The following is a 19,248-nucleotide window of genomic DNA, read 5'->3' as shown; positions in this document are numbered from 1 at the left end:
GCTCGCTTACTGATCGAGTTTGCGGCCCGTGCGCGCGAGATGCTCTCGCATAACCTGGACGGCCAGCCAGTGCCCCCCTCAAGGTCAACGGCTTGATGCCCTTCACTCCAACTGTCCACGAGCGGACCGTAGCCCGCGGTGAGGCAGGGCGCGACCCCGCAACGACCGTTCGTCGGGAAGCCAGCGGGTGCGTCGCCGATGCGCGGTCGCCGATGCGCGGCCGGGCGCGCGGGGCCGGTGACCGGCGCCAACGCCGCACGCTCCGACCGCGCCGGTGGCGGGCCGCGCCAACGGCGCGAGCGCCGCCGCCCCTTGATCTCAAACAGGCAAATTCGGCAATGGCCCGGGGCTTGCCAGGCCGTCCCAGGTCAAAAACTGCCTCCAAGGGCGTCGGCACCCGCTTCAGTGCGCCTTGGCCGAGGCCGTGGCAGAACAGCCGTCGTCACTTCCGGAGTGACGTATCCAGGGCTACGATCACGACTGTGGCCATGCCTGCTGCTGACCGTCGGCCAGCCTCCGAATCCGAATTCAGCTGGGTTCGTCCGCTGATAGGAGCCCTGGTCCTATTCTTCATTGCTGCAGCCTTTGCTTACAATCATTGGTGGTTGCCCGACCGGGGTGCGCGCGCCCAAGCAACGGTCGTCAGAGACCGCGGGAGCAAAGGGGTTGACATCGAATTCACCACCTCTGCCGGTCAACGTGTGAAGACCTCATTGTCCAAGGGCACGGATTACCGACAGTCTTTGCGCCTCGGCGACTCCGTAACTGTTCGCTACGATCCGGAATATCCCGAGACGGCACAGGCCGAGAAGGCAGGCGACATCTTCGGGATCCTGGGCACATTTGGGTGTTCCGTAGTCGGCCTGATCTGCGGACTAGTCGCATGGAAACGATGGCGCCAGGAAGAGGCCATCTGACGTTGCCAGGTGGTACGGTCTCGAGCGCTAGCGGAAGACGATCGCATCGCAACAATGCGGATCTATTCGCTGGCCGGGCTTCCGGGCGGGGTCGCCGAGTTCAACGCCGGGCAAGGAGTTGAGCGATCGGGCGCTCATTCGGTAAGCGTGTCAGCTCTTCATATCGGGCAGGGCACGCATGGTCTCGGCCGGGGTCACGCGACGGAAGCCTGTGTCATCGTCCAACATGTCGGCGGACGCGTCGTTGAACTCGGACCGCCTACACCCCAGGAAGGGGCTCGTGGTGCTCGTCACCGTGGCCTAATCGCCCGCTCATCGCCCGTGGCGCTCGGTGCCCTGGAACGGCGAAGGCCCAGGCTTGGGATCTTGTCCCTGGCCTGGGCCTTTGTGTGGAGCGGGTGACGGGAATCGAACCCGCGCTGTCAGCTTGGGAAGCTGAAGTTCTACCATTGAACTACACCCGCGTGGTTCGCCTGTGGTGTGGGCGAACGGGGACATGCTACCGGACGCGCGGGGGTGCTTGCATGTCGGTTGCTCGCGCGTCGGGGGGCACGGGGAGGCGGTACCTTGCTGACGTGCTGCTTTCCGATGGCGATATCAGGTCAGAGATCGAGTCCGGGCGGGTGCGGATCGATCCGTTCCAGCCCGAGATGGTTCAGCCGTCCAGTGTGGACGTGCGACTGGACCGGTACTTCCGGGTGTTCGAGAACCACAAGTACCCGCACATCGACCCGGCCGAGGAGCAGCCGGACCTGACGCGGCTCGTCGAGGTGGAGCCGGACGAGGCGTTCGTGCTGCATCCCGGGGAGTTCGTGCTGGCCTCGACGTACGAGGTGTTCGCGCTGCCGGACGACTTGGCCGCGCGGCTGGAGGGGAAGTCGTCGCTGGGACGGCTCGGGCTGCTGACGCACTCGACGGCGGGGTGGATCGACCCCGGGTTCAGCGGGCACGTGACGCTGGAGCTGTCGAACGTGGCGACGCTGCCGATCAAGCTGTGGCCGGGGATGAAGATCGGCCAGATGTGCCTGTTCCGGACGAGCTCGCCGGCGGAGTACCCCTACGGGTCGGAGCGGTACGGGTCGCGGTACCAGGACCAGCGGGGGCCGACGCCGTCGCGGTCCTATGTGAACTTCCACATTACGAAGCTCTGACCGAAGCACTCCGGAAGGCCGTCTACGCGCGCACGTAGGCGGCCTTTTTGCTTTTCAAACCTCATCCGGCGCAATTGTGACCGAGGTCACTTGAAGGTGAAACTTTCTCGATGTGCCGGTAAATTCAAACGACGCATAGCACCATCGATTGGTTGACAGCCGCATCGCGTGACAGCGAAGCCGGATCCCGATTGACGGTGCCGTGCAGGGAGAGTCCCGCAAAAGCGCAAAGCACGGACAAGCGCAACTCGAGACCAGTTCCCCGGCCCTCGCTCAGGGTTCCGCACCGGGTTCACCCCAGCGCGGTGCCCTGGACTCGGGCCTCGGCATCCGACCCCAACCGGACGCCCGCGGGAACGAGAGAGGAGAACGTGTCCACACTCCGCGCGGAAAGCGTCTACAAGGTCTTCGGCCGCAAGGCCGCCGAGGCGACGCGCCGGCTGAAGGCCGGTGCGTCACCGGACGAGGTGCGCGACCTGGGCGTCACGCCCGCGGTCGTCGACTGCACCTTCGACGTCCACGAGGGTGAGATCTTCGTGGTGATGGGCCTGTCCGGATCGGGCAAGTCCACGCTGATCAGGATGCTGAACGGCCTGCTGGAGCCCACCTCGGGCGCGGTGCTGATCGACGGCACCGACCTCACGCAACTCTCCGCCAAGGAGCTGCGCGAGGCCCGGCAGAGCAAGGTCAGCATGGTGTTCCAGCACTTCGCCCTCTTCCCTCACCGGACCGTTCTGGAGAACGCCGCGTACGCCCTCGAAGTCCAGGGCGTCCCGAAGAGGGAACGGCTCAAGAAGGCGGGTGAGTTCCTGGAGACCGTCGGACTCGGCGGTTGGGAGGACAAGTTCCCGCATGAGTTGTCCGGTGGTATGCAGCAGCGTGTGGGTATCGCCCGGGCGCTGACGTCCGACACCGACATCCTGCTGATGGACGAGGCGTTCAGCGCCCTCGACCCGCTCATTAGGCGGGAGATGCAGGAACTGCTGCTGGAGCTTCAGAACGAGCTCGGCAAGACCATTGTGTTCATCACTCACGACCTCAACGAGGCCATGCGCCTCGGCGACCGCATCGCCATGATGCGGGGCGGCCGGATCATGCAGATCGGTACCGCCGAGGAGATTCTGATGGACCCGGCGAACGACTATGTGGCGCAGTTCGTCGCGGATGTGGACCGTACCAGGGTGCTGACCGCGAGCTCCGTCATGGAGAAGCCGGTCGCCGTGGTGAACCCGGCCGCCGGGCCGCGGGCGGCCGTCCGGGCGATGCGCGAGGCCCAGGTGGCCGGCGCGTTCGTGGTGGGCCGCGACCGCAAGCTGATGGGCGCCGTGTACGCCGAGCGGACGGCCAAGGCCGTCCGGGACGGCGCGACCACGCTGGACGAGCTGGTCGAGGGCGGGCTGGAGCCCGTCTCGCCGGACACCCCGATCGCCGAGCTGTTCAGCGCGTCCGCCGAGAGCGCCCTGCCGCTGCCCGTCTGCGACGGCGCGGGACGGCTGCTCGGCGTGATCCCGCGGGTGACGCTGCTGGCCGCGCTGGGCCAGGCGAGCAACACCGGCGAGCACCGCATCGTCGTCGAGGACGAGGAGGGGGTGCTGGCCGGTGCGTAAGCTCCCCGTCGGCGACTGGGCCGATCATGCCGTCGGCTGGCTGACCGAGCACGGCGAGCCCGTCTTCCACGCCGTCAACGTGGTGATCGGCGGGTTCGTCGACCACCTGGAGCGCGCCCTGCAGGCGCCGCCCGCCGTCGCGTTCGCGCTGGTCGTGGCGATGGTCGGGCTCTGGCTGCGTGGGCCGCTGGCCGCCCTGCTGAGCTTCGTCGGCATGATGCTGATCGACAACCTGGGCGAGTGGGAAGCGGCGATGTCGACGCTCGCGCAGGTGCTGGTGTCGTCGGCCGCGGCGCTGCTGGTCGGCATCCCGGTCGGCATCCTCGCGGCGCGCAGCCCCCGCTTCTCCGCGGTCGTCCGGCCGGTGCTGGACTTCATGCAGACGATGCCCGCGTTCGTGTACCTGCTGCCCGCGGTGTTCTTCTTCGGCATCGGGCAGGTGCCGGGCATCATCGCGACGATGATCTTCTCGCTGCCGCCCGGCGTCCGGCTCACCCAGCTGGGCATCGGCCAGGTGGACAAGGAGATGGTCGAGGCGGCCGACGCGTTCGGCACCCCGCCCGCGCGGACGCTGCTGCGCGTCCAGCTGCCGCTCGCGCTCGGCACGATCATGGCCGGCGTGAACCAGGTGATCATGCTGGCGCTCTCCATGGTGGTCATCTCCGGCATGGTCGGCGCGCAGGGCCTCGGCACCGAGGTGTTCGGCGCGATCACCCAGCTGGACATCTCCGGCGGCGTGAACGCCGGTCTCGCGGTCGTCGTGCTGGCGATCACGCTGGACCGGCTGACCGGCGCCCTCGGCGAGCGGCTGAACCCGGTCACGCGGCGCGCCCGGTCCGGCGCGCACACCCGCGGCTGGGACATGGTCCTGCACTACCGCCCGCGTCCGGCGTTCGCGCTGTCCGGCCTGCTGGTGCTGGTGCTGCTCGCGACCGGCCTCGGCGTCACCGGGACCGGCTCGGAGGGCGGCGCCAAGGGGAAGACGATCACGATCGGCTACATCCCCTGGGACGAGGACGTGGCGATCAGCCACCTGTGGAAGCGCGTCCTGGAGAGCAAGGGCTACAAGGTCAAGCTCGAGCAGGTGGACGCCGGTCCGCTCTACGCGGGCCTCTCCAACGGGAACGTGGACCTGTTCCTCGACTCCTGGCTGCCCGCTACGCACGCCGACTACTACAACCGGTACAAGGACAAGCTCGAGAACCTCGGGGCCTGGTACGACGACGCGTCGATGCAGCTGGCCGTCCTGAAGGACGACCCGGCGAACTCGGTCGCCGACATCGCGAACAACCCGGGGCGGTACAAGAACCGGATCGTCGGCATCGAGCCCAGCGCGGGCGAGATGAAGATCGTCAAGTCGAAGGTGATGCCGCAGTACGGGCTGGACGGCAAGTTCTCGCTCGTGCAGAGCAGCACCCCGGCGATGCTGGCGGAGCTGACCCGCGCGTCCGCCTCCAAGACGCCGATCGTGGTCACGCTGTGGAAGCCGCACTGGGCGTACAGCAAGTTCCCGATCAAGCCGCTGACCGACCCGAAGGGCTCCTTCGGCAATGCGGAGAAGTCGTACATGCTGGCCCGCAAGGGCTTCACGGGCGACTTCCCCGAGGTCTCCGGCTGGCTGAAGAAGTTCAAGATGGCCGACCAGCAGCTGTTCCCGCTGGAGGACCTGGTCATGAACAAGTACAAGGGCCGTGAGCAGCAGGCCGTGGACGAGTGGCTGAAGCAGAACCCGGACTTCATGTCCAAGATCGGTTCCTGACCCTCTCGCCGCCTCGCGGAACCTAGTCGAGCGGGGCCGTTCCCTTCCCGGGGACGGCCCCGCTCGCCGTTCGCGGACCACCGGACGGCCCGGCGTTGCGCGGGCGGACCGGCGAACGGCCCTGCTCGGCGTTTCGCGGGCGGCCCGTCGAACGGCCTGGCGTTTCGCGGGCGGGCCGCCGGTCTACTCTCCGAGCGCCATGATGCCCATGACCGCGACCAGGCCGAAGCCCGTCGCGCACAGCGTGAGGACGCGAGGGTGGCGGCTGTGCGCCTCCGGCAGGATCTCCCCCGCCGCCAGGTACAGCAGGATCCCGGCGAAGAACCCCAGGTAGATGCCGAGGACGGACTTGGGGACGCTCACCAGCAGCGTCAGCGCGGCGCCCACGACCGGCGCGATCGCGTCCAGGCCGAGCAGGATGATCGCCGGCCGCCGGTCGGCGCGGTGCAGGGACGCGGCGGTGAAGGTGTTGAAGCCGTCCGCGAAGTCGTGCGCGATCACCGCCAGGGCGACGAAGAGGCCGACGTCCCCGCCCGACTGGTAGCCGAGGCCGATGCTCAGGCCGTCCACCATGCTGTGCCCGACCAGCGCGCACGCGGCGAGGATGCCGACGCGCCCGCCCCGGCCGGGGTGCCCGTGGCCGTGGGGGTGCTCGTGGGGGGCGTACTCGCCCTCGTGGGCCTGGTGGATCGCCGAGAGCTGCTCGATCACGTGCAGCACCACGAACCCGACGGCGAAGCCGACCATCGGCGCGTCCACCCGCAGGACCTGCAGGTCGGTCAGCCGCAGCGACTCGGGGACGAGGTCGAAAGCGGCGACGCCGAGGATCAGCCCGCCCGCCAGGCCGAGGACGAGGTGGCGCCGGTCCCGGACCCGCATGGCGACGATCCCGCCGAGCAGGGTCATCAGCAGGGACGCCAGCGCCATCACGATCGCCATGGGTCCGGTCCTATCAGGAGGGTGGGACGGCCGGGGCGGAGCCCGCGTCCCCCGGCCCCCATGAACTCTCCGGATTCTCTTGACCCGCCGGCCGTCCGTATCGGCCCGAGGCGCGGACGGGCCGATACGGGCGACTCCTCCCACCCTAGGACGCGGCCCCGGACACCGAAGAACATTTCCCAAGAGTCCGTCCAGGCCCCACCAGAAACGGCGAACGGCCCCGATCCGGGAGGAAATCCGGATCGGGGCCGTCAGAAGGCCGCTGAGGCGTCAGGCCGCGGGGGCCGTCACTCGGTGGCGGCGGCCACCGGCTCGCCCTTGACGGAGCGGATGAGCAGCTGGGAGACGTCCACGACCTCCAGCGTCTCCTTGGCCTCGCCCGCGTTCTTCTTCTCGTTGATCGCGTCGCCCAGCATCACCAGGCAGAACGGGCAGGCGGTGGAGACGGTGTCCGGGTCGGTGGTGAGGGCCTCGTCCACGCGCTCGGTGTTGATGCGCTTGCCGATCCGCTCCTCCATCCACATCCGCGCGCCGCCGGCGCCGCAGCAGAAGCCGCGGTCCTTGTGCCGGTGCATCTCCTGCGTCTGGACGCCGGGGACGGTCGCCATGATGTCGCGCGGCTGCTTGTAGACCTTGTTGTGCCGGCCCAGGAAGCAGGGGTCGTGGTAGGTGATCTTCTCCTCGATCGGCGTGACCGGGGTGAGCCTGCCCTCCTCGACCAGGTGCGCGAGCAGCTGGGTGTGGTGGACCACCTCGTAGTTCCCGCCGATCTGCGGGTACTCGTTGGCGAGGGTGTTGAAGCAGTGCGGGCAGGTCGCGACGATCTTCTTGACGCCCGCCTCGTTCAGCGTCTCGACGTTCTGCTGGCCGAGCATCTGGAAGACGAACTCCATGCCCAGGCGGCGCGCCGGGTCACCGGTGCACGCCTCCGCCGGGCCGAGCACGGCGAACTTGACGCCCGCGATGTGCAGCAGTTCCGCGACGGCCTTGGTGGTCTTCTTGGCCCGGTCCTCCAGGGCGCCGGCGCAGCCGACCCAGAAGAGGTACTCGGTGTCCTCGGGCATCTTGTCCTCGACGACCTCGACCTCGAAGTCCAGCTCCTCGATCCACTCGAGGCGCTTCATCTCGGACATGCCCCAGGGGTTGCCCTTGTTCTCGAGGTTCTTGAGCATGACGCCCGCCTCGCTCGGGAACGAGGACTCGATCATGACCTGGAACCGGCGCATGTCCAGGATGTGGTCGATGTGCTCGATGTCCACCGGGCACTGCTCGACGCACGCGCCGCAGTTGGTGCAGGACCACAGGACGTCCGGGTGGATGACGCCGTTCTCGCCGACCAGCTCCTTGTCCACCTGCATGGCGAGCTTCTGCTCGTCGGTGAACTTCTCGCGCTCCTCCTCGGAGGCGAGCATGTAGGGGGCCTTGGCGAAGGCGTGGTCCCGCAGGTCGAGGATGACCATCTTCGGCGACAGCGGCTTGCCGGTGTTCCAGGCCGGGCACTGCGACTGGCAGCGACCGCACTCGGTGCAGGTCGCCATGTCGAGGTAGCCCTTCCAGGTGAAGTCCTCGATCTTGCCGCGGCCGAAGGTGTCCTCGTCGGGGTCGGCCTCCTCGAAGTCGAGCGGCTTGCCCTTGCTCATCATCGGCTGGACGGCGCCCAGGCCGTCCGGGCGGCGCTTGAACATGACGTTCAGCGGCGCGATGAAGATGTGCAGGTGCTTGCTGTTGACGACGATCACCAGGAAGACCAGCGCGACGCCGATGTGCAGCAGCAGGCCGACGGCCTCCAGGACGTCCAGGGTGCTGTGCGACATGCCCTTGAACAGCTGGCCGACCGCGTAGGAGAAGTACGCGCCCCTGCCGTAGGCGAGGTTGCCGTTGGCCCACTCGACGCCGCGGAAGAAGAACATCGTCCAGATGACGTTGAAGATCATCACCAGGATCAGCCACGCGCCGCCGGTGTGCGAGCCCTTGAACCGGGACTTGCGGTCCAGCTTGGCCGGGGAGTTCTTCATCCGGATGAACGCGAACACGGCCAGGCCGATGGCGCAGGCGAGGGCGATCGTGTCCTGGACGAACCCGATCGGGCCCCAGGTCTGCAGGCCGGGGATGTGCTTGTCCAGCCCGAACAGCAGGGCGACGCCCGCCTCCAGGTAGACGGTGATCAGCAGGATGAAGGCCCACATGACCGCCGCGTGCGCGGCTCCCGCCACGGTCCACTTGAGCAGCTTGCGCTGCCCCATGACCTCGACGACCTGTCCTTCGACGTCGCCCTTCTTGTCCCGCTTGACCGTCAGGACGCGGTCGGGGTCGGGCTGCCCGCTCTTGAACCAGTTCCACAGGAACAGCACCCGGCGGCCGGCGAGCGCCAAGGCGACCGCCGTGCCGACGAGGCCGATTATCAACGTCGTGGCGTAGAGCACTTGTTCCGTCCTCCTGGGTACGGGCCGTTGGCTGTCAGCGTAAGGGCTCGCGACATACCGCACTTCATCCGGGTCCCGAATACTACTCGGCAGTAGCTTACGCGAGGAAGCGGTCCGCTCGGCCACGCACCGTCACCAGCCGGAACGCCGCCGGTTCCCGGCCGCCGCCCTCGCGTCTCGGGTCTCCGGGACGACGGCCGATGAGTTCCGGGCGGCCGGACGGTCCGTCCCGGTGAAGCACTGTGAGAAGAGGAGACCAGATGGCCGTCGAGTTCGACTTCGAGCCCGCCGCACACCGCCTCGCCGGCGTGCTCGCCGGCATCCCCGGCGACGGGCTGGAAGCGCCCACCCCGTGCGCGGACCTGTCCGTCGCCGCCCTGCTCGACCATGTGAACGGCCTGACCCGCGCCTTCGGCGAGGTGGCGCGCAAGACGCGGGAGACGGGGTCCCGGCCGCCCCGCCCGGACGCCGCCAACCTCCCGGCCGACTGGCGCGAGCGCATCGACCGGCAGCTCAAGGACCTGGTCGAGGCGTGGCGCGAGCCGTCCGCGTGGGAGGGCATGGGCGAGGCGGGCGGGGTCACGCTGCCCGCTCCCGTCCTGGCCCGCGTCGCGCTGGACGAGCTGGTCCTGCACGGCTGGGACCTCGCCCGCGCCACCGGGCAGTCCTACGACGTCCCGGCCGAGGAGGCCGAGATCTGCCTCGCCCTGTTCGCGTCGCTGCCAGGCCAGGAGGACGGCCCCCGCCCGCCGGACGCCGCCTTCGGCCCGCCCGTCCCGGTCCCCGACGACGCCCCGGCCCTGGACCGCCTCGTCGCCCGAAGCGGCCGCAACCCCTCCTGGACCCCGTAAGCCGAACTCACCGCCGCCCCGTGAGGCGGGCGGGGCCGGGCCGCGAGCCAGTCGCGGCGCAAGCCGGTCGCGGTCCGGCCGTGAGGCGGGGGGCGGGCCGCGGGCGCTCTTGATCGCGGTTCACTCCCAGGAGTGACCGCCCCCGAGGTGCGCTGGGTGCGCCTCGGGGGCGTGTTTCTCATGGGATGGCGGCTCCGAAGGCGGTCAGGCGACGCGTTCGAAGATGGCGGCGAGGCCCTGGCCGCCGCCGATGCACATGGTCTCCAGGCCGTAGCGGGCGTCGCGGCGGTGCATCTCGCGGGCGAGCGTGGCGAGGATGCGGGCGCCGGTCGCGCCGACCGGGTGGCCGAGGGAGATGCCGGAGCCGTTGACGTTGGTGCGCTCCCAGTCGGCGTTCCCGAAGCCCCACTCGCGGGTGACGGCCAGGACCTGCGCCGCGAACGCCTCGTTGAGCTCGATCAGGTCGAGGTCGGCGAGGGTGAGGCCCGCGCGCTCCAGGGCCTTGGCCGTCGCCGGGACGGGCCCGATGCCCATCGTCCTCGGCGGGACGCCCGCGCGGCCCCACGAGACGAGCCGGACGAGCGGGCGCAGGCCGAGGTCGGCGGCCCGCTCCGGAGTCGTGACGACGCACGCGGCGGCGGCGTCGTTCTGGCCGGAGGCGTTCCCCGCCGTGACCGTGGCCTCGGGGTCGGACCCGCCCAGGACGGGCCGGAGCCGGGCCAGGCTCTCGACGGTCGTGTCGGGCCGGGGGTGCTCGTCGGTGTCCACGACGGTGTCGCCCTTGCGGGAGGGGATCGTCACCGGGACGATCTCGTCGGCGAACCGGCCCTCGCGTTGCGCGGCGACGGCGCGCCGGTGGGAGCGGGCGGCCAGCTCGTCCTGCTCCTCCCGGCCGATCCTGTACTGCCGGCGCAGGTTCTCGGCGGTCTCCAGCATCCCGCCCGGGACGGGGTGGTTCACGCCGCCCGCGGTCGTCCGGCCGCGGGCGAGGGCGTCGTGCAGTTCGAGGGACGGCGTGCGCACTCCCCACCGCGCGGACGTCGTATAGAACGGCGCGTTGCTCATGGACTCGACGCCGCCCGCGATGACGACGTCCGCGACGCCCGTCTGGATCTGCATCGCCGCGTCCAGGACGGCCTGGAGGCCGGACCCGCAGCGCCGGTCCACCTGGCTGCCCCCGACGGTGATCGGCAGGCCCGCGTCGAGGGCGGCGAGGCGTCCGATGGCGGGGGCGTCGGCGTTGGGGTTGCACCAGCCGAGGATCACCTCGTCCACCGCGTCGCCGGGCAGCGCGGCGCGGTCGAGCAGCGCGCGGATCACGGTGGCGGCGAGGTCGGCCGGGGCGACGGCCCGCAGGGCGCCGCCGAATCGGCCGATCGGGGTCCGCAGGGGTTCGCAGATCACGACTTCGCGCATGGGGGGCTCCTCGGACGCTCGAGCTGGGCGGACGCGGGTGGACGGCGGGGAGACGAGACGAACGCGGCGGGCTCTTGGCAGGGTATGCGGCGTACGGGCGGAGCGGCGGAGGGCGTTCCGTCCGACGGAGTCTAGAGTTTCGTTCTAGAACGAGCCGAGGAGGCCGCGGGTGGAGCACTGGGCGGAGCGGGCGACGACGGTCCGGGTGGTCGGCACCGGGATCATGGGACGCGGGATCGCGCAGGTGGCGGCGGCGGCCGGGCTGACGGTCGAGCTCGCCGACGCGCGGCCCGAGGCCGTGGGCGAGGCCGTCCGGTACGTGGGCGGGATGTTCGACCGGCTGGTCGCGAAGGGCCGGATGTCCGCGGACGACGCGGCGGCGGCGACGTCCCGGCTCGTCCCGCTGGACGACCCGCTCGCCCCCGCCGACCGGCTCGACCTGGTCGTCGAGGCCGTCCGGGAGGACCTGCCGACCAAGCAGGCGCTGTTCCAGGGGCTGGAGAAGGCGTGTCCCGCGACGACCGTCCTCGCCACCAACACCAGCTCGCTGTCGGTCACCCGGATCGCGGCGGGCATGGCGGACCCGTCCCGGCTCGCGGGACTGCACTTCTTCAACCCGGTGCCGCTGATGAGGCTCGCCGAGGTGATCCCCGGTGCGCGCACGGCCGCGTGGATCCCGGACGCGCTGACCCGGCTGGTGCGGCGGCTCGGGCACACGCCCGTCCGCGCGCCCGACACCCCCGGCTTCCTGGTCAACCACGCCGGACGCGGCCTGTCCACCGAGGCGCTGCAGATCGTCGCCGAGGGGACGGCCCGTCCCGTGGACGTGGACCGCATCGCGCGCGATCTCCTCGGCCTGAAGATGGGCCCGTTCGAGCTGATGGACCTCACCGGCCTGGACGTCTCGCATCCCGTCCTGGAGACGATCTGGGAGGGGTTCCACTACGACGAGCGGCTGCGGCCGTCGTACCTCACGCGCGCGCGGTACGACGCGGGGCTGTTCGGCCGGAAGTCCGGCGAGGGCTGGTACCGGTACGAGGACGGCGAGAAGCGGGAGCCCGGCGAGGCCGTGCCGAGCGTCCCGCCGGCCGCGGTGTGGGTGAAGGGCAGCGCGCTGCTGCGCGACCTGCTGCGGGAGGCCGGGGTCGAGTTGAGCATGTCCGGCGTGCTGCTGGACGTCCCCGGCGACTGCGAGCCCGTGAACGCGGGCCGGGACGCGTCGCGGACGCTCAGCGTCGATCCGACGGGCGGGTTCGAGAAGCGGATCGTGCTGGCCGTCCACCCGGGCGCGGACCCGGACGCGGCGCGCGGCGCGCTCGCGGCGCTGGCGGCGACGGGCCGTCCGGTGACGGTCGTCGCCGACGCGCCGGTGTCGGTCGCGCGCCGGCTGCGCGCCTCGATCGTCAACGTGTCCTGCGAGATCGCGCAGCGCGGCCTGGCCACCCCGGACGACATCGACACCGCCGTCCGGCTCGGGCTCGGCTACCCGCTCGGGCCGCTGGCCCTGGGCGACCGCTGGGGCGCCGCGTCCGTGGCGTCCGACCTGCGCAAACTCCACGAGCGCACCGGCGACCCGCGCTACCGCGCGAGCCGCTGGCTGACCGACCGCGCCGCCCTCGGCCTCCCGCTCACCGACCCCGGGACCACCCCTCAGGACGTCTTCGGCGACGGGTAGTCCGGCACCCCGTCCGTCCAGCCGTAGGAGAGGACGGCGTCGTAGTTCACGATGTCGCCGGCCTTGCGGTCCGCCCAGACCCCCCGGGGCCTGAGGAGGACGTCCTGCGTGGCGAGCAGCCTCCCGGTGCGGGTGTCGATGATGATCTGTCCCTGGAAGTCCCGGCCGGTGGGGTCGGCGTCCGCGCGCAGGGCGAACGCCGTCCCGGTCCGGCCGAGGGCGTCCTTGACCGTGCCGAGCGACTTCAGGCTGGGGTCCTGGGCCAGCAGCCGGTACACCGCTCCGCGCGTGCCCGGGCCGACAGGGCCGGAGAGGATCAGCTTGGCGTTGGTGAACAGCCAGGACGTCGTGTTCACCTTCGCGTTCCCCCAGTCCTCCGGGATCAGCCGGACCAGGGCGGACCGCAGCGCGGCGGCGCCGGACGGGAGGGTCCGCAGATCGACCTGGGGCGGCGCGGAGCCCGGCCGCGAGGTGGCGGCGACGGGCGTCTGGAAGAGGGAGCCCGGCGCGAGCAGCGTCTTCGACCATGCGAAGGAGTCGAGATGCGCGGAGCGCGCGCCCTTCATCCCGGTGGGCCGGAGATACCGCTTGGACACCATGCGCGAGGTGTACCAGGCCTGTTTGCCCGGCCCGGCGTCGTAGCTGCCCGTCTGCCGCACGAAGTCGTACTCCTTGCCCGCCTCGGCGAGCCGTCCGCCCCTCTGCTCCATCACCGCCCAGTAGCGGCCGTGCGACCGGACGGGCTGGCGCTCGGCGCTCTCCGCCGCGGCCAGCATCAGCCGGGAACCGGCCGAGCCGGACGGGTCGGGCGCGCGGGGCGTCGTCCCGGACGACAGCAGCACCGCGCCCGCGACGGCCGCCGCCGCTCCCGCCAGGCCGAACCCGCCGAACAGCGCGAAGCGCGAACCGAACAGCGCGAAGCGCGGGCGGATCGACGCGCGTCGCCGCCGATCGCGAGAGGCGTCCGTCCCGGCGGCCGTCGCGGCCGCGGTCGCGGCGACCAGCCTGCGGCGGCCGTCCCGCTCGCCGTGCGCGGAGGGCTCCTCGTCCAGCAGGGACACGATCATTCCGAGTTCGTCCACGTCAGGTGCCTTTCGTCGGGGAGAGGGCCGCGCGGAGCCGTCCCCGCGCGCGGTTGAGGCGTGAGTCGACCGTGCCGACCGGGATGCCGAGGGCGGCGGCGATGTCATCGCGGGCCAGGTCGGTGAAGGCGGCGAGGAGCAGCACGTCCCGCTCCTTCCGGGACAGCGTGCGCAGCGCCGCGGCCAGCCGGGGCTGGGCGAGCCGGGCGTCGAACGCGTCGGCGACCCGCTCCTCCGGGCCGTCCTCGGGACGCCCCGGGCCGAGCCGGGCGAGGGTCCGGTAGCGGCGCTCCTCGACCCGGCGGTGCTCCCCGACCAGGCGGGTCGCGATGCCGAACAGCCAGGCGCGCACCACGCCGCGTCCCGGGTCGAACTCGGCGCGGCGGCGGAACGCGGCCAGGAACGTCTCGGCGGCGACGTCGTCGGCGGCCTCGGGGCCGAGCCGGGCCGCGACGTAGCGGCGGACCGCGGCGAAGTGCCGGTCGTAGACGCCGGTGAACCGCTCCGGATCGTCACGGGACGCCGCGACGAGCGCCGCGTCGTCCACCAGGGGTGGGGCGGTCATTGAGAGGGGTCCCCTTCCGGTCGGTGTCACAAGTACTCCGTTCGCCGAACCGCTCCCTTCGGTGGATTTTCGGATTTTCTCGCCCGCCGTCCGCGCGGCGCTGTCGGCCGTCCGTCTCGCCGACCGGGCGCGGCACCGGCCCGCGGAGCTGTCCGGCGGCCAGCAGCAGCGCGTCGCCGTCGCCCGCGCGCTCGTCGCCGTCCCCGCGCGTCCTATTCGCCTGGGAAAAGGCGGCACCCCGCGCCACAGGGACGCGGGGTGCGGTGGAACGGAAACGACAGGATCAGAAGGGCAGCTTGGCGGGAGGCGTGGGCTCGGCGTCCGTCCAGCCGCCCGACCGGACGATCCAGTAGGAGAGCACGGCGCCCGGCTTCCGCGCGGCGTACGGTCCGCCCGGACGCGCCAGGACGTTCTGCTGGGACAGAAGCGCGCCGGTCTTCGGGTCGAAGACCAGTTCCTCCTGCTCGCTGTAGGTGCCCTGCTCGACCTTCGGGGTGCCGTACTCGCCGGTCACCGTGCGCGTCACGGGGTCGGCCACCAAGGCGACGCCCTCACGGCCGAGGGGGTCGCGCACGTTCTTCACCGTGTGGACGCCGGGCTGGGCCGCGAGTGCCCGCATCAGCCCCGAGCGGACCTTCGGCGGCAGCGGCATGTCCTTCAGCGCGGTGCCCCCGGCGGAGATCTTCTCCCGAGGGGTCATGTCGCGCGGCGGGATCGAGCCGGGGTTCTGCTTCAGCCGGAGCATCTCCTCCTTCGGCATCCGGTTCGCGCCGAGAGGGTCGAGGGCGTCGAACCCGGTCATCTTCGGAAAGAGGAGCTCGGCGAGCGCGGCCGGGTCGGTCGGCAGCGCGGCGAAGCCCTCGACGGTCATGGACTTCTTCCCGGTCGTGGCGGACTTGCGGTCCGGGCCGAGGCCGGGGAACCGCCCGCCCATGCCGCGTCCTGCCGGGTCGTCCTCCCAGGCGGTGGCCTTGGTGGTGTAGGTCCAGTGGTGGTCGTTCGACCAGACGCGGAAGGACGACGGCGACCCGGCGCGCCGCCACGCCGCCGCGTCCCCGGCCGACGCAGGACGGCTCGGCAGGTCGCGTCCCCAGAAGCCGGAGCCGTCCTTCCGCTGGGCGCCCACGTACTGGTACGTCTCGCTGTGCGCGCCGATGATCGCGTACGGGCCGGACTTCGGGCGCTGCATGTACGACTGCCCCTGGATCTCGTCGGAGTACCAGTAGCGTCCGCTCGGCAGCAGGTCCGCCTTGGCCGCGACCTCCAGGAAGGAGCCGTCGGTGCCGCCGGGCGCGCCGGGTCCGCCGGGGGCCCGGGGCGTCGCCGTTCCCGACGTCAGGACCGCGACCGCCGCCGCGCCCGCGAGCGTCAGCCCGAAGCCGGTGAACAGGGTCGCGCGGGGCGGGAGGAAGCGGCGGCGTCCGGAGAGCCGCGCCGGTGCGCCCGCGGCGCGCCGTGCCTCGGCCTCGAGCCGGGCCCGTCCGGACGCGACCGTCTGGGGGGCGGGATTCGCCGCGAGCGCGGTGAGGGCTTCGAGTTCGTCCACGGTCAGTGTCCTTCCGATGCGGTGGAGAGGGCGTCGCGCAGCTTTCCGCGGGCCCGGTTGAGGCGGGAGCCGACCGTCCCGAACGGGATGCCGAGGGCGTCGGCGACCTCCTGGTGGCTGAGCCCGGCGAGGGCGACCAGCAGGACGACGTCGCGCTCCTTGGCGGAGAGCCCGCGCAGGGCGGCGGCGAGCCGGGGCCGGACGGCGCTCGCGTCCACGACGGCGTCGATCCTGTCCTCGTCCCCGCCGTGCGGAGGGTCGACGCCGACGCGGGCGAGCGCCCGGTAGTGCCGCTCCTCGGCGCGTCGGTGCTGGGCGACGAGCCGGGTGGCGATGCCGAACAGCCAGGCGCGCAGCACGCCGCGTCCCGGATCGAAGTCGGCGCGGCGGCGGAACGCGGCCAGGAACGTCTCGGCGGCGACGTCGTCGGCGGCCTGCCCGCCGAGCCGCCCCGAGACGTACCGGTAGACCGCGGTGTAGTGGCGGTCGTAGACGGCCGTGAACCGGAGCGGTCGGCGGTTCCTCCCGGGGCAGGGGGAGTCCTCCTCCTTGAGGAGGGTTCGACCCTGAGAAGCCGGGGACCGGGGAACGGGAATAGGCGGCTCAGACGTCCTGTTAGAAGAGACGTCAGCAAAGTTGAGTCTCCTCGGCTCAGGTCATTTGACAAGAGATCCCGGGAGCGGCACCCTGACAGACAGCGGAAGACTCGCGCCGGACACGAGGGCCCCGCGGCCCCCGCGACGGCGAACGGTTAGCTAGATCAACGGAGGACGAGACATGGGACGTGCGGTCGGCATCGACCTCGGGACGACCAACTCGGTCGTCGCGATTCTGGAGGGCGGCGAGCCCACGGTCATCGCCAACGCGGAGGGGTCGCGGACCACGCCGTCCGTCGTCGCCTTCGCCAAGAACGGCGAGGTCCTCGTCGGTGAGGTGGCCAAGCGGCAGGCCGTCACCAACGTTGATCGCACCATCCGGTCGGTCAAGCGCGAGATGGGCACCGACTGGAAGCAGAAGATCGACGACAAGGAGTTCACGCCGCAGCAGATCTCGGCGTTCGTGCTCCAGAAGCTCAAGCGGGACGCCGAGTCCTACCTCGGCGAGCCGGTGACCGACGCGGTCATCACCGTGCCCGCCTACTTCTCCGACCACCAGCGCCAGGCCACCAAGGAGGCCGGCCAGATCGCGGGCCTGAACGTCCTGCGCATCATCAACGAGCCGACCTCGGCTGCGCTGGCCTACCACCTGGAGAAGGAGAACGAGGCCACCATCCTGGTCTTCGACCTCGGTGGCGGCACCTTCGACGTGTCCCTGCTCGAGGTCGGCGACGGCGTCGTCGAGGTCAAGGCGACCTCCGGCGACAACCACCTCGGCGGCGACGACTGGGACAACAAGGTCGTCGAGTGGCTGGTCGAGCGGTTCAAGAACGCCAACGGCGTCGACCTGTCCAAGGACAAGATGGCGCTGCAGCGGCTCCGCGAGGCCGCCGAGAAGGCCAAGATCGAGCTGTCCAGCTCGTCCGAGACGCAGATCAACCTGCCCTACATCACCGCCTCGGCGGAGGGCCCGCTGCACCTGGACGAGAAGCTCACCCGCGGCGAGTTCCAGCGCCTCACCAGCGACCTGCTCGAGCGCACCAAGGCGCCGTTCCAGCAGGTGCTGAAGGACGCGGGCATCACCGTCGGCGACATCAACCAGGTCGTCATGGTCGGCGGCTCGACCCGTATGCCCGCGGTCAGCGAGATGGTGAAGGAGCTGACCGGCGGCAAGGAGCCCAACAAGGGCGTGAACCCGGACGAGGTCGTCGCCATCGGCGCGTCGCTCCAGGCCGGCGTCCTCAAGGGCGAGGTCAAGGACGTCCTGCTGCTGGACGTCACCCCGCTGTCGCTCGGCATCGAGACCAAGGGCGGCATCTTCACCAAGATCATCGAGCGCAACACCACGATCCCGACCAAGCGCTCGGAGACCTTCACCACGGCCGACGACAACCAGCCGTCCGTGGAGATCCAGGTCTACCAGGGCGAGCGCGAGATCGCGGCGTACAACAAGAAGCTCGGCACCTTCCAGCTGACCGGCCTGCCCCCGGCGCCGCGCGGCGTCCCGCAGATCGAGGTCACCTTCGACATCGACGCGAACGGCATCGTGAACGTCTCCGCGAAGGACCTCGGCACCGGCAAGGAGCAGTCGATGGTCATCACCGGCGGCTCGGCGCTGCCGAAGGACGACATCAACCGCATGATGCAGGAGGCCGAGCAGTACGCCGAGGAGGACCGCCGGCGCAAGGAGGAGGCCGAGGTCCGCAACCAGGCCGACACCCTCGCGTACTCGACCGAGAAGTTCCTGCGGGAGAACGGCGAGAAGGTCCCGGCCGAGCTGAAGACCGAGGTCGAGGCCGGCGTCGCCGACGTCAAGAAGGCCCTGGAGGGCACCGACGTCGAGGCGATCAAGTCCGCGGCCGACAAGCTCGCGCAGACCAGCCAGAAGATGGGCGCCGCGATGTACGCCCAGAACCCGGAGGGCGCGGCCCAGCCGGGCGGCGAGCAGGCCGGCGCGGACGCCGGGCAGCCGCAGGACGACGAGGTCGTCGACGCCGAGATCGTGGACGAGGACAAGCCGAAGGGTGACGCCAAGTGACCTCACCCCGTGAGGAGCACGACGGCCCGGTGATCCGCGACCGGCGGCGCATCGACCCCGACACGGGACAGGTCCGGGACGCCGGGGGGGACGAGAAGTCCGCCCCGGCCCCCGGGGCCGCCCAGGGGGCGCCCGCCGCCGGGCCGGAGAACGGCGAGGCCGCCGCGTTCAAGGAACAACTGGCCGAGCGCACCGCCGACCTGCAGCGGCTCAAGGCCGAGTACGACAACTACCGCCGGCGCGTCGAGCGCGACCGCGTCGCGGTCCGCGAGCAGGCGCTCGCGAGCGTGCTCGCCGAGCTGCTGCCGGTGCTGGACGACATCGGCCGGGCCCGTGACCACAACGAGCTGACCGGCGGGTTCAAGTCGGTCGCCGACGCGCTGGAGGGGGTGACCGGCAAGCTCGGCCTCGAACGCTTCGGGGAGAAGGGCGAGCCGTTCGACCCGACGGTGCACGAGGCGCTGATGCACGCCTACTCGGCGGAGGTCACCGAGACCAGCGTCGCCGACGTCCTGCAGCCGGGGTACCGGATCGGCGAGCGCGTGCTGCGGCCCGCGCGGGTCGCGGTCGCCGAGCCGCAGGACGGCGACGCCGACGGTGACGCGGCCGGCGGCCAGGCCGACGACGAGCGGCCCGAGTAACCGCCGCCGCTCCGGGCGGCGAGCCCGGACGGCGGCGACGGC

15 protein-coding genes, 1 tRNA gene and 1 pseudogene are annotated in these 19,248 nt (G+C 71.2%); 9 read left to right on the top strand and 8 right to left on the bottom strand.

What is annotated here, in order from left to right; translation table 11 throughout:
- The first annotated feature begins 488 nt into the window (after positions 1–488).
- Positions 489–917, top strand: coding sequence for a DUF3592 domain-containing protein (locus DZF91_RS39920; protein ID WP_235834444.1), 429 nt, complete (start codon positions 489–491; stop codon positions 915–917).
- Positions 918–1,307: 390 nt separating this feature from the next.
- Here the strand turns inward: DZF91_RS39920 and DZF91_RS20755 are convergent.
- Positions 1,308–1,381: transfer RNA gene (locus DZF91_RS20755), tRNA-Gly, on the bottom strand.
- A gap of 111 nt (positions 1,382–1,492) precedes the next feature.
- On the opposite strand from DZF91_RS20755, the gene dcd reads away from it, so the two are divergent.
- The 3 genes from dcd to DZF91_RS42175 all read left to right on the top strand — a co-directional run bounded on the left by dcd (position 1,493) and on the right by DZF91_RS42175 (position 5,434).
- Positions 1,493–2,068: a dCTP deaminase gene (gene dcd / locus DZF91_RS20750; protein ID WP_158587990.1), complete on the top strand. Its 576-nt coding sequence runs from the start codon at positions 1,493–1,495 to the stop codon at positions 2,066–2,068.
- Between the two features lie 371 nt (positions 2,069–2,439).
- The gene (locus tag DZF91_RS20745) at positions 2,440–3,675 is read left to right on the top strand and encodes a quaternary amine ABC transporter ATP-binding protein (RefSeq protein WP_117359116.1); all 1,236 of its coding nucleotides are present in this window, start codon (positions 2,440–2,442) and stop codon (positions 3,673–3,675) included.
- Positions 3,668–5,434, top strand: a complete 1,767-nt coding sequence (locus DZF91_RS42175; protein WP_117359115.1) for an ABC transporter permease/substrate binding protein — start codon at positions 3,668–3,670, stop codon at positions 5,432–5,434. The genes DZF91_RS20745 and DZF91_RS42175 overlap by 8 nt, the downstream gene beginning before the upstream one ends.
- Before the next feature lie 183 nt (positions 5,435–5,617).
- On the opposite strand, the gene DZF91_RS20735 is transcribed toward DZF91_RS42175, so the two are convergent.
- Complete coding sequence (locus DZF91_RS20735; protein WP_117359114.1) at positions 5,618–6,373, bottom strand: ZIP family metal transporter; 756 nt, start codon at positions 6,371–6,373, stop codon at positions 5,618–5,620.
- Between the two features lie 287 nt (positions 6,374–6,660).
- The gene (locus DZF91_RS20730; RefSeq protein ID WP_235834442.1) at positions 6,661–8,796 is read right to left on the bottom strand and encodes a (Fe-S)-binding protein; all 2,136 of its coding nucleotides are present in this window, start codon (positions 8,794–8,796) and stop codon (positions 6,661–6,663) included.
- A 260-nt stretch (positions 8,797–9,056) separates the two neighbouring features.
- Between DZF91_RS20730 and DZF91_RS20725 the strand changes: the two genes are divergently transcribed.
- Positions 9,057–9,647: a TIGR03086 family metal-binding protein gene (locus DZF91_RS20725; RefSeq protein WP_117359113.1), complete on the top strand. Its 591-nt coding sequence runs from the start codon at positions 9,057–9,059 to the stop codon at positions 9,645–9,647.
- 204 nt (positions 9,648–9,851) lie between these two features.
- Here DZF91_RS20725 and DZF91_RS20720 read toward each other — a convergent pair whose 3' ends face one another.
- Positions 9,852–11,063, bottom strand: a complete 1,212-nt coding sequence (locus DZF91_RS20720) for an acetyl-CoA C-acetyltransferase (RefSeq protein ID WP_117359112.1) — start codon at positions 11,061–11,063, stop codon at positions 9,852–9,854.
- Positions 11,064–11,232: 169 nt separating this feature from the next.
- On the opposite strand from DZF91_RS20720, the gene DZF91_RS20715 reads away from it, so the two are divergent.
- Positions 11,233–12,738, top strand: a complete 1,506-nt coding sequence (locus DZF91_RS20715) for a 3-hydroxyacyl-CoA dehydrogenase (protein ID WP_117359111.1) — start codon at positions 11,233–11,235, stop codon at positions 12,736–12,738.
- Here the strand turns inward: DZF91_RS20715 and DZF91_RS20710 are convergent.
- Complete coding sequence (locus tag DZF91_RS20710; RefSeq protein WP_117359110.1) at positions 12,714–13,820, bottom strand: hypothetical protein; 1,107 nt, start codon at positions 13,818–13,820, stop codon at positions 12,714–12,716. The two genes, DZF91_RS20715 and DZF91_RS20710, sit on opposite strands and share 25 nt — an antisense overlap.
- A gap of 1 nt (position 13,821) precedes the next feature.
- The gene (locus DZF91_RS20705; RefSeq protein WP_117359109.1) at positions 13,822–14,385 is read right to left on the bottom strand and encodes an RNA polymerase sigma factor; all 564 of its coding nucleotides are present in this window, start codon (positions 14,383–14,385) and stop codon (positions 13,822–13,824) included.
- Positions 14,386–14,482: 97 nt separating this feature from the next.
- Here DZF91_RS20705 and DZF91_RS42170 point away from each other — a divergent pair.
- Positions 14,483–14,593: pseudogene (locus DZF91_RS42170) on the top strand (ATP-binding cassette domain-containing protein); the annotation flags it as partial.
- Between the two features lie 75 nt (positions 14,594–14,668).
- On the opposite strand, the gene DZF91_RS20695 reads toward DZF91_RS42170, so the two are convergent.
- Together DZF91_RS20695 and DZF91_RS20690 are read right to left on the bottom strand one after the other, a co-directional pair.
- Positions 14,669–15,931: a CU044_5270 family protein gene (locus tag DZF91_RS20695; RefSeq protein WP_117359108.1), complete on the bottom strand. Its 1,263-nt coding sequence runs from the start codon at positions 15,929–15,931 to the stop codon at positions 14,669–14,671.
- Positions 15,932–15,933: 2 nt separating this feature from the next.
- Entirely contained in the window at positions 15,934–16,527 is a 594-nt protein-coding gene (locus tag DZF91_RS20690; protein WP_117359107.1) for an RNA polymerase sigma factor, read from the bottom strand.
- 181 nt (positions 16,528–16,708) lie between these two features.
- Between DZF91_RS20690 and dnaK the strand changes: the two genes are divergently transcribed.
- The gene (gene dnaK / locus DZF91_RS20685) at positions 16,709–18,565 is read left to right on the top strand and encodes a molecular chaperone DnaK (RefSeq protein WP_117359106.1); all 1,857 of its coding nucleotides are present in this window, start codon (positions 16,709–16,711) and stop codon (positions 18,563–18,565) included.
- Positions 18,562–19,206, top strand: coding sequence for a nucleotide exchange factor GrpE (gene grpE / locus DZF91_RS20680; RefSeq protein ID WP_117359105.1), 645 nt, complete (start codon positions 18,562–18,564; stop codon positions 19,204–19,206). The genes dnaK and grpE overlap by 4 nt, the downstream gene beginning before the upstream one ends.
- The last annotated feature ends 42 nt before the right edge of the window (positions 19,207–19,248 follow it).

The sequence above is a fragment of the Actinomadura logoneensis genome (assembly GCF_003428695.1).
Taxonomy (GTDB): Bacteria; Actinomycetota; Actinomycetes; order Streptosporangiales; family Streptosporangiaceae; genus Spirillospora; species Spirillospora logoneensis.
This window is presented reverse-complemented; position numbering and strand designations above follow the sequence as displayed.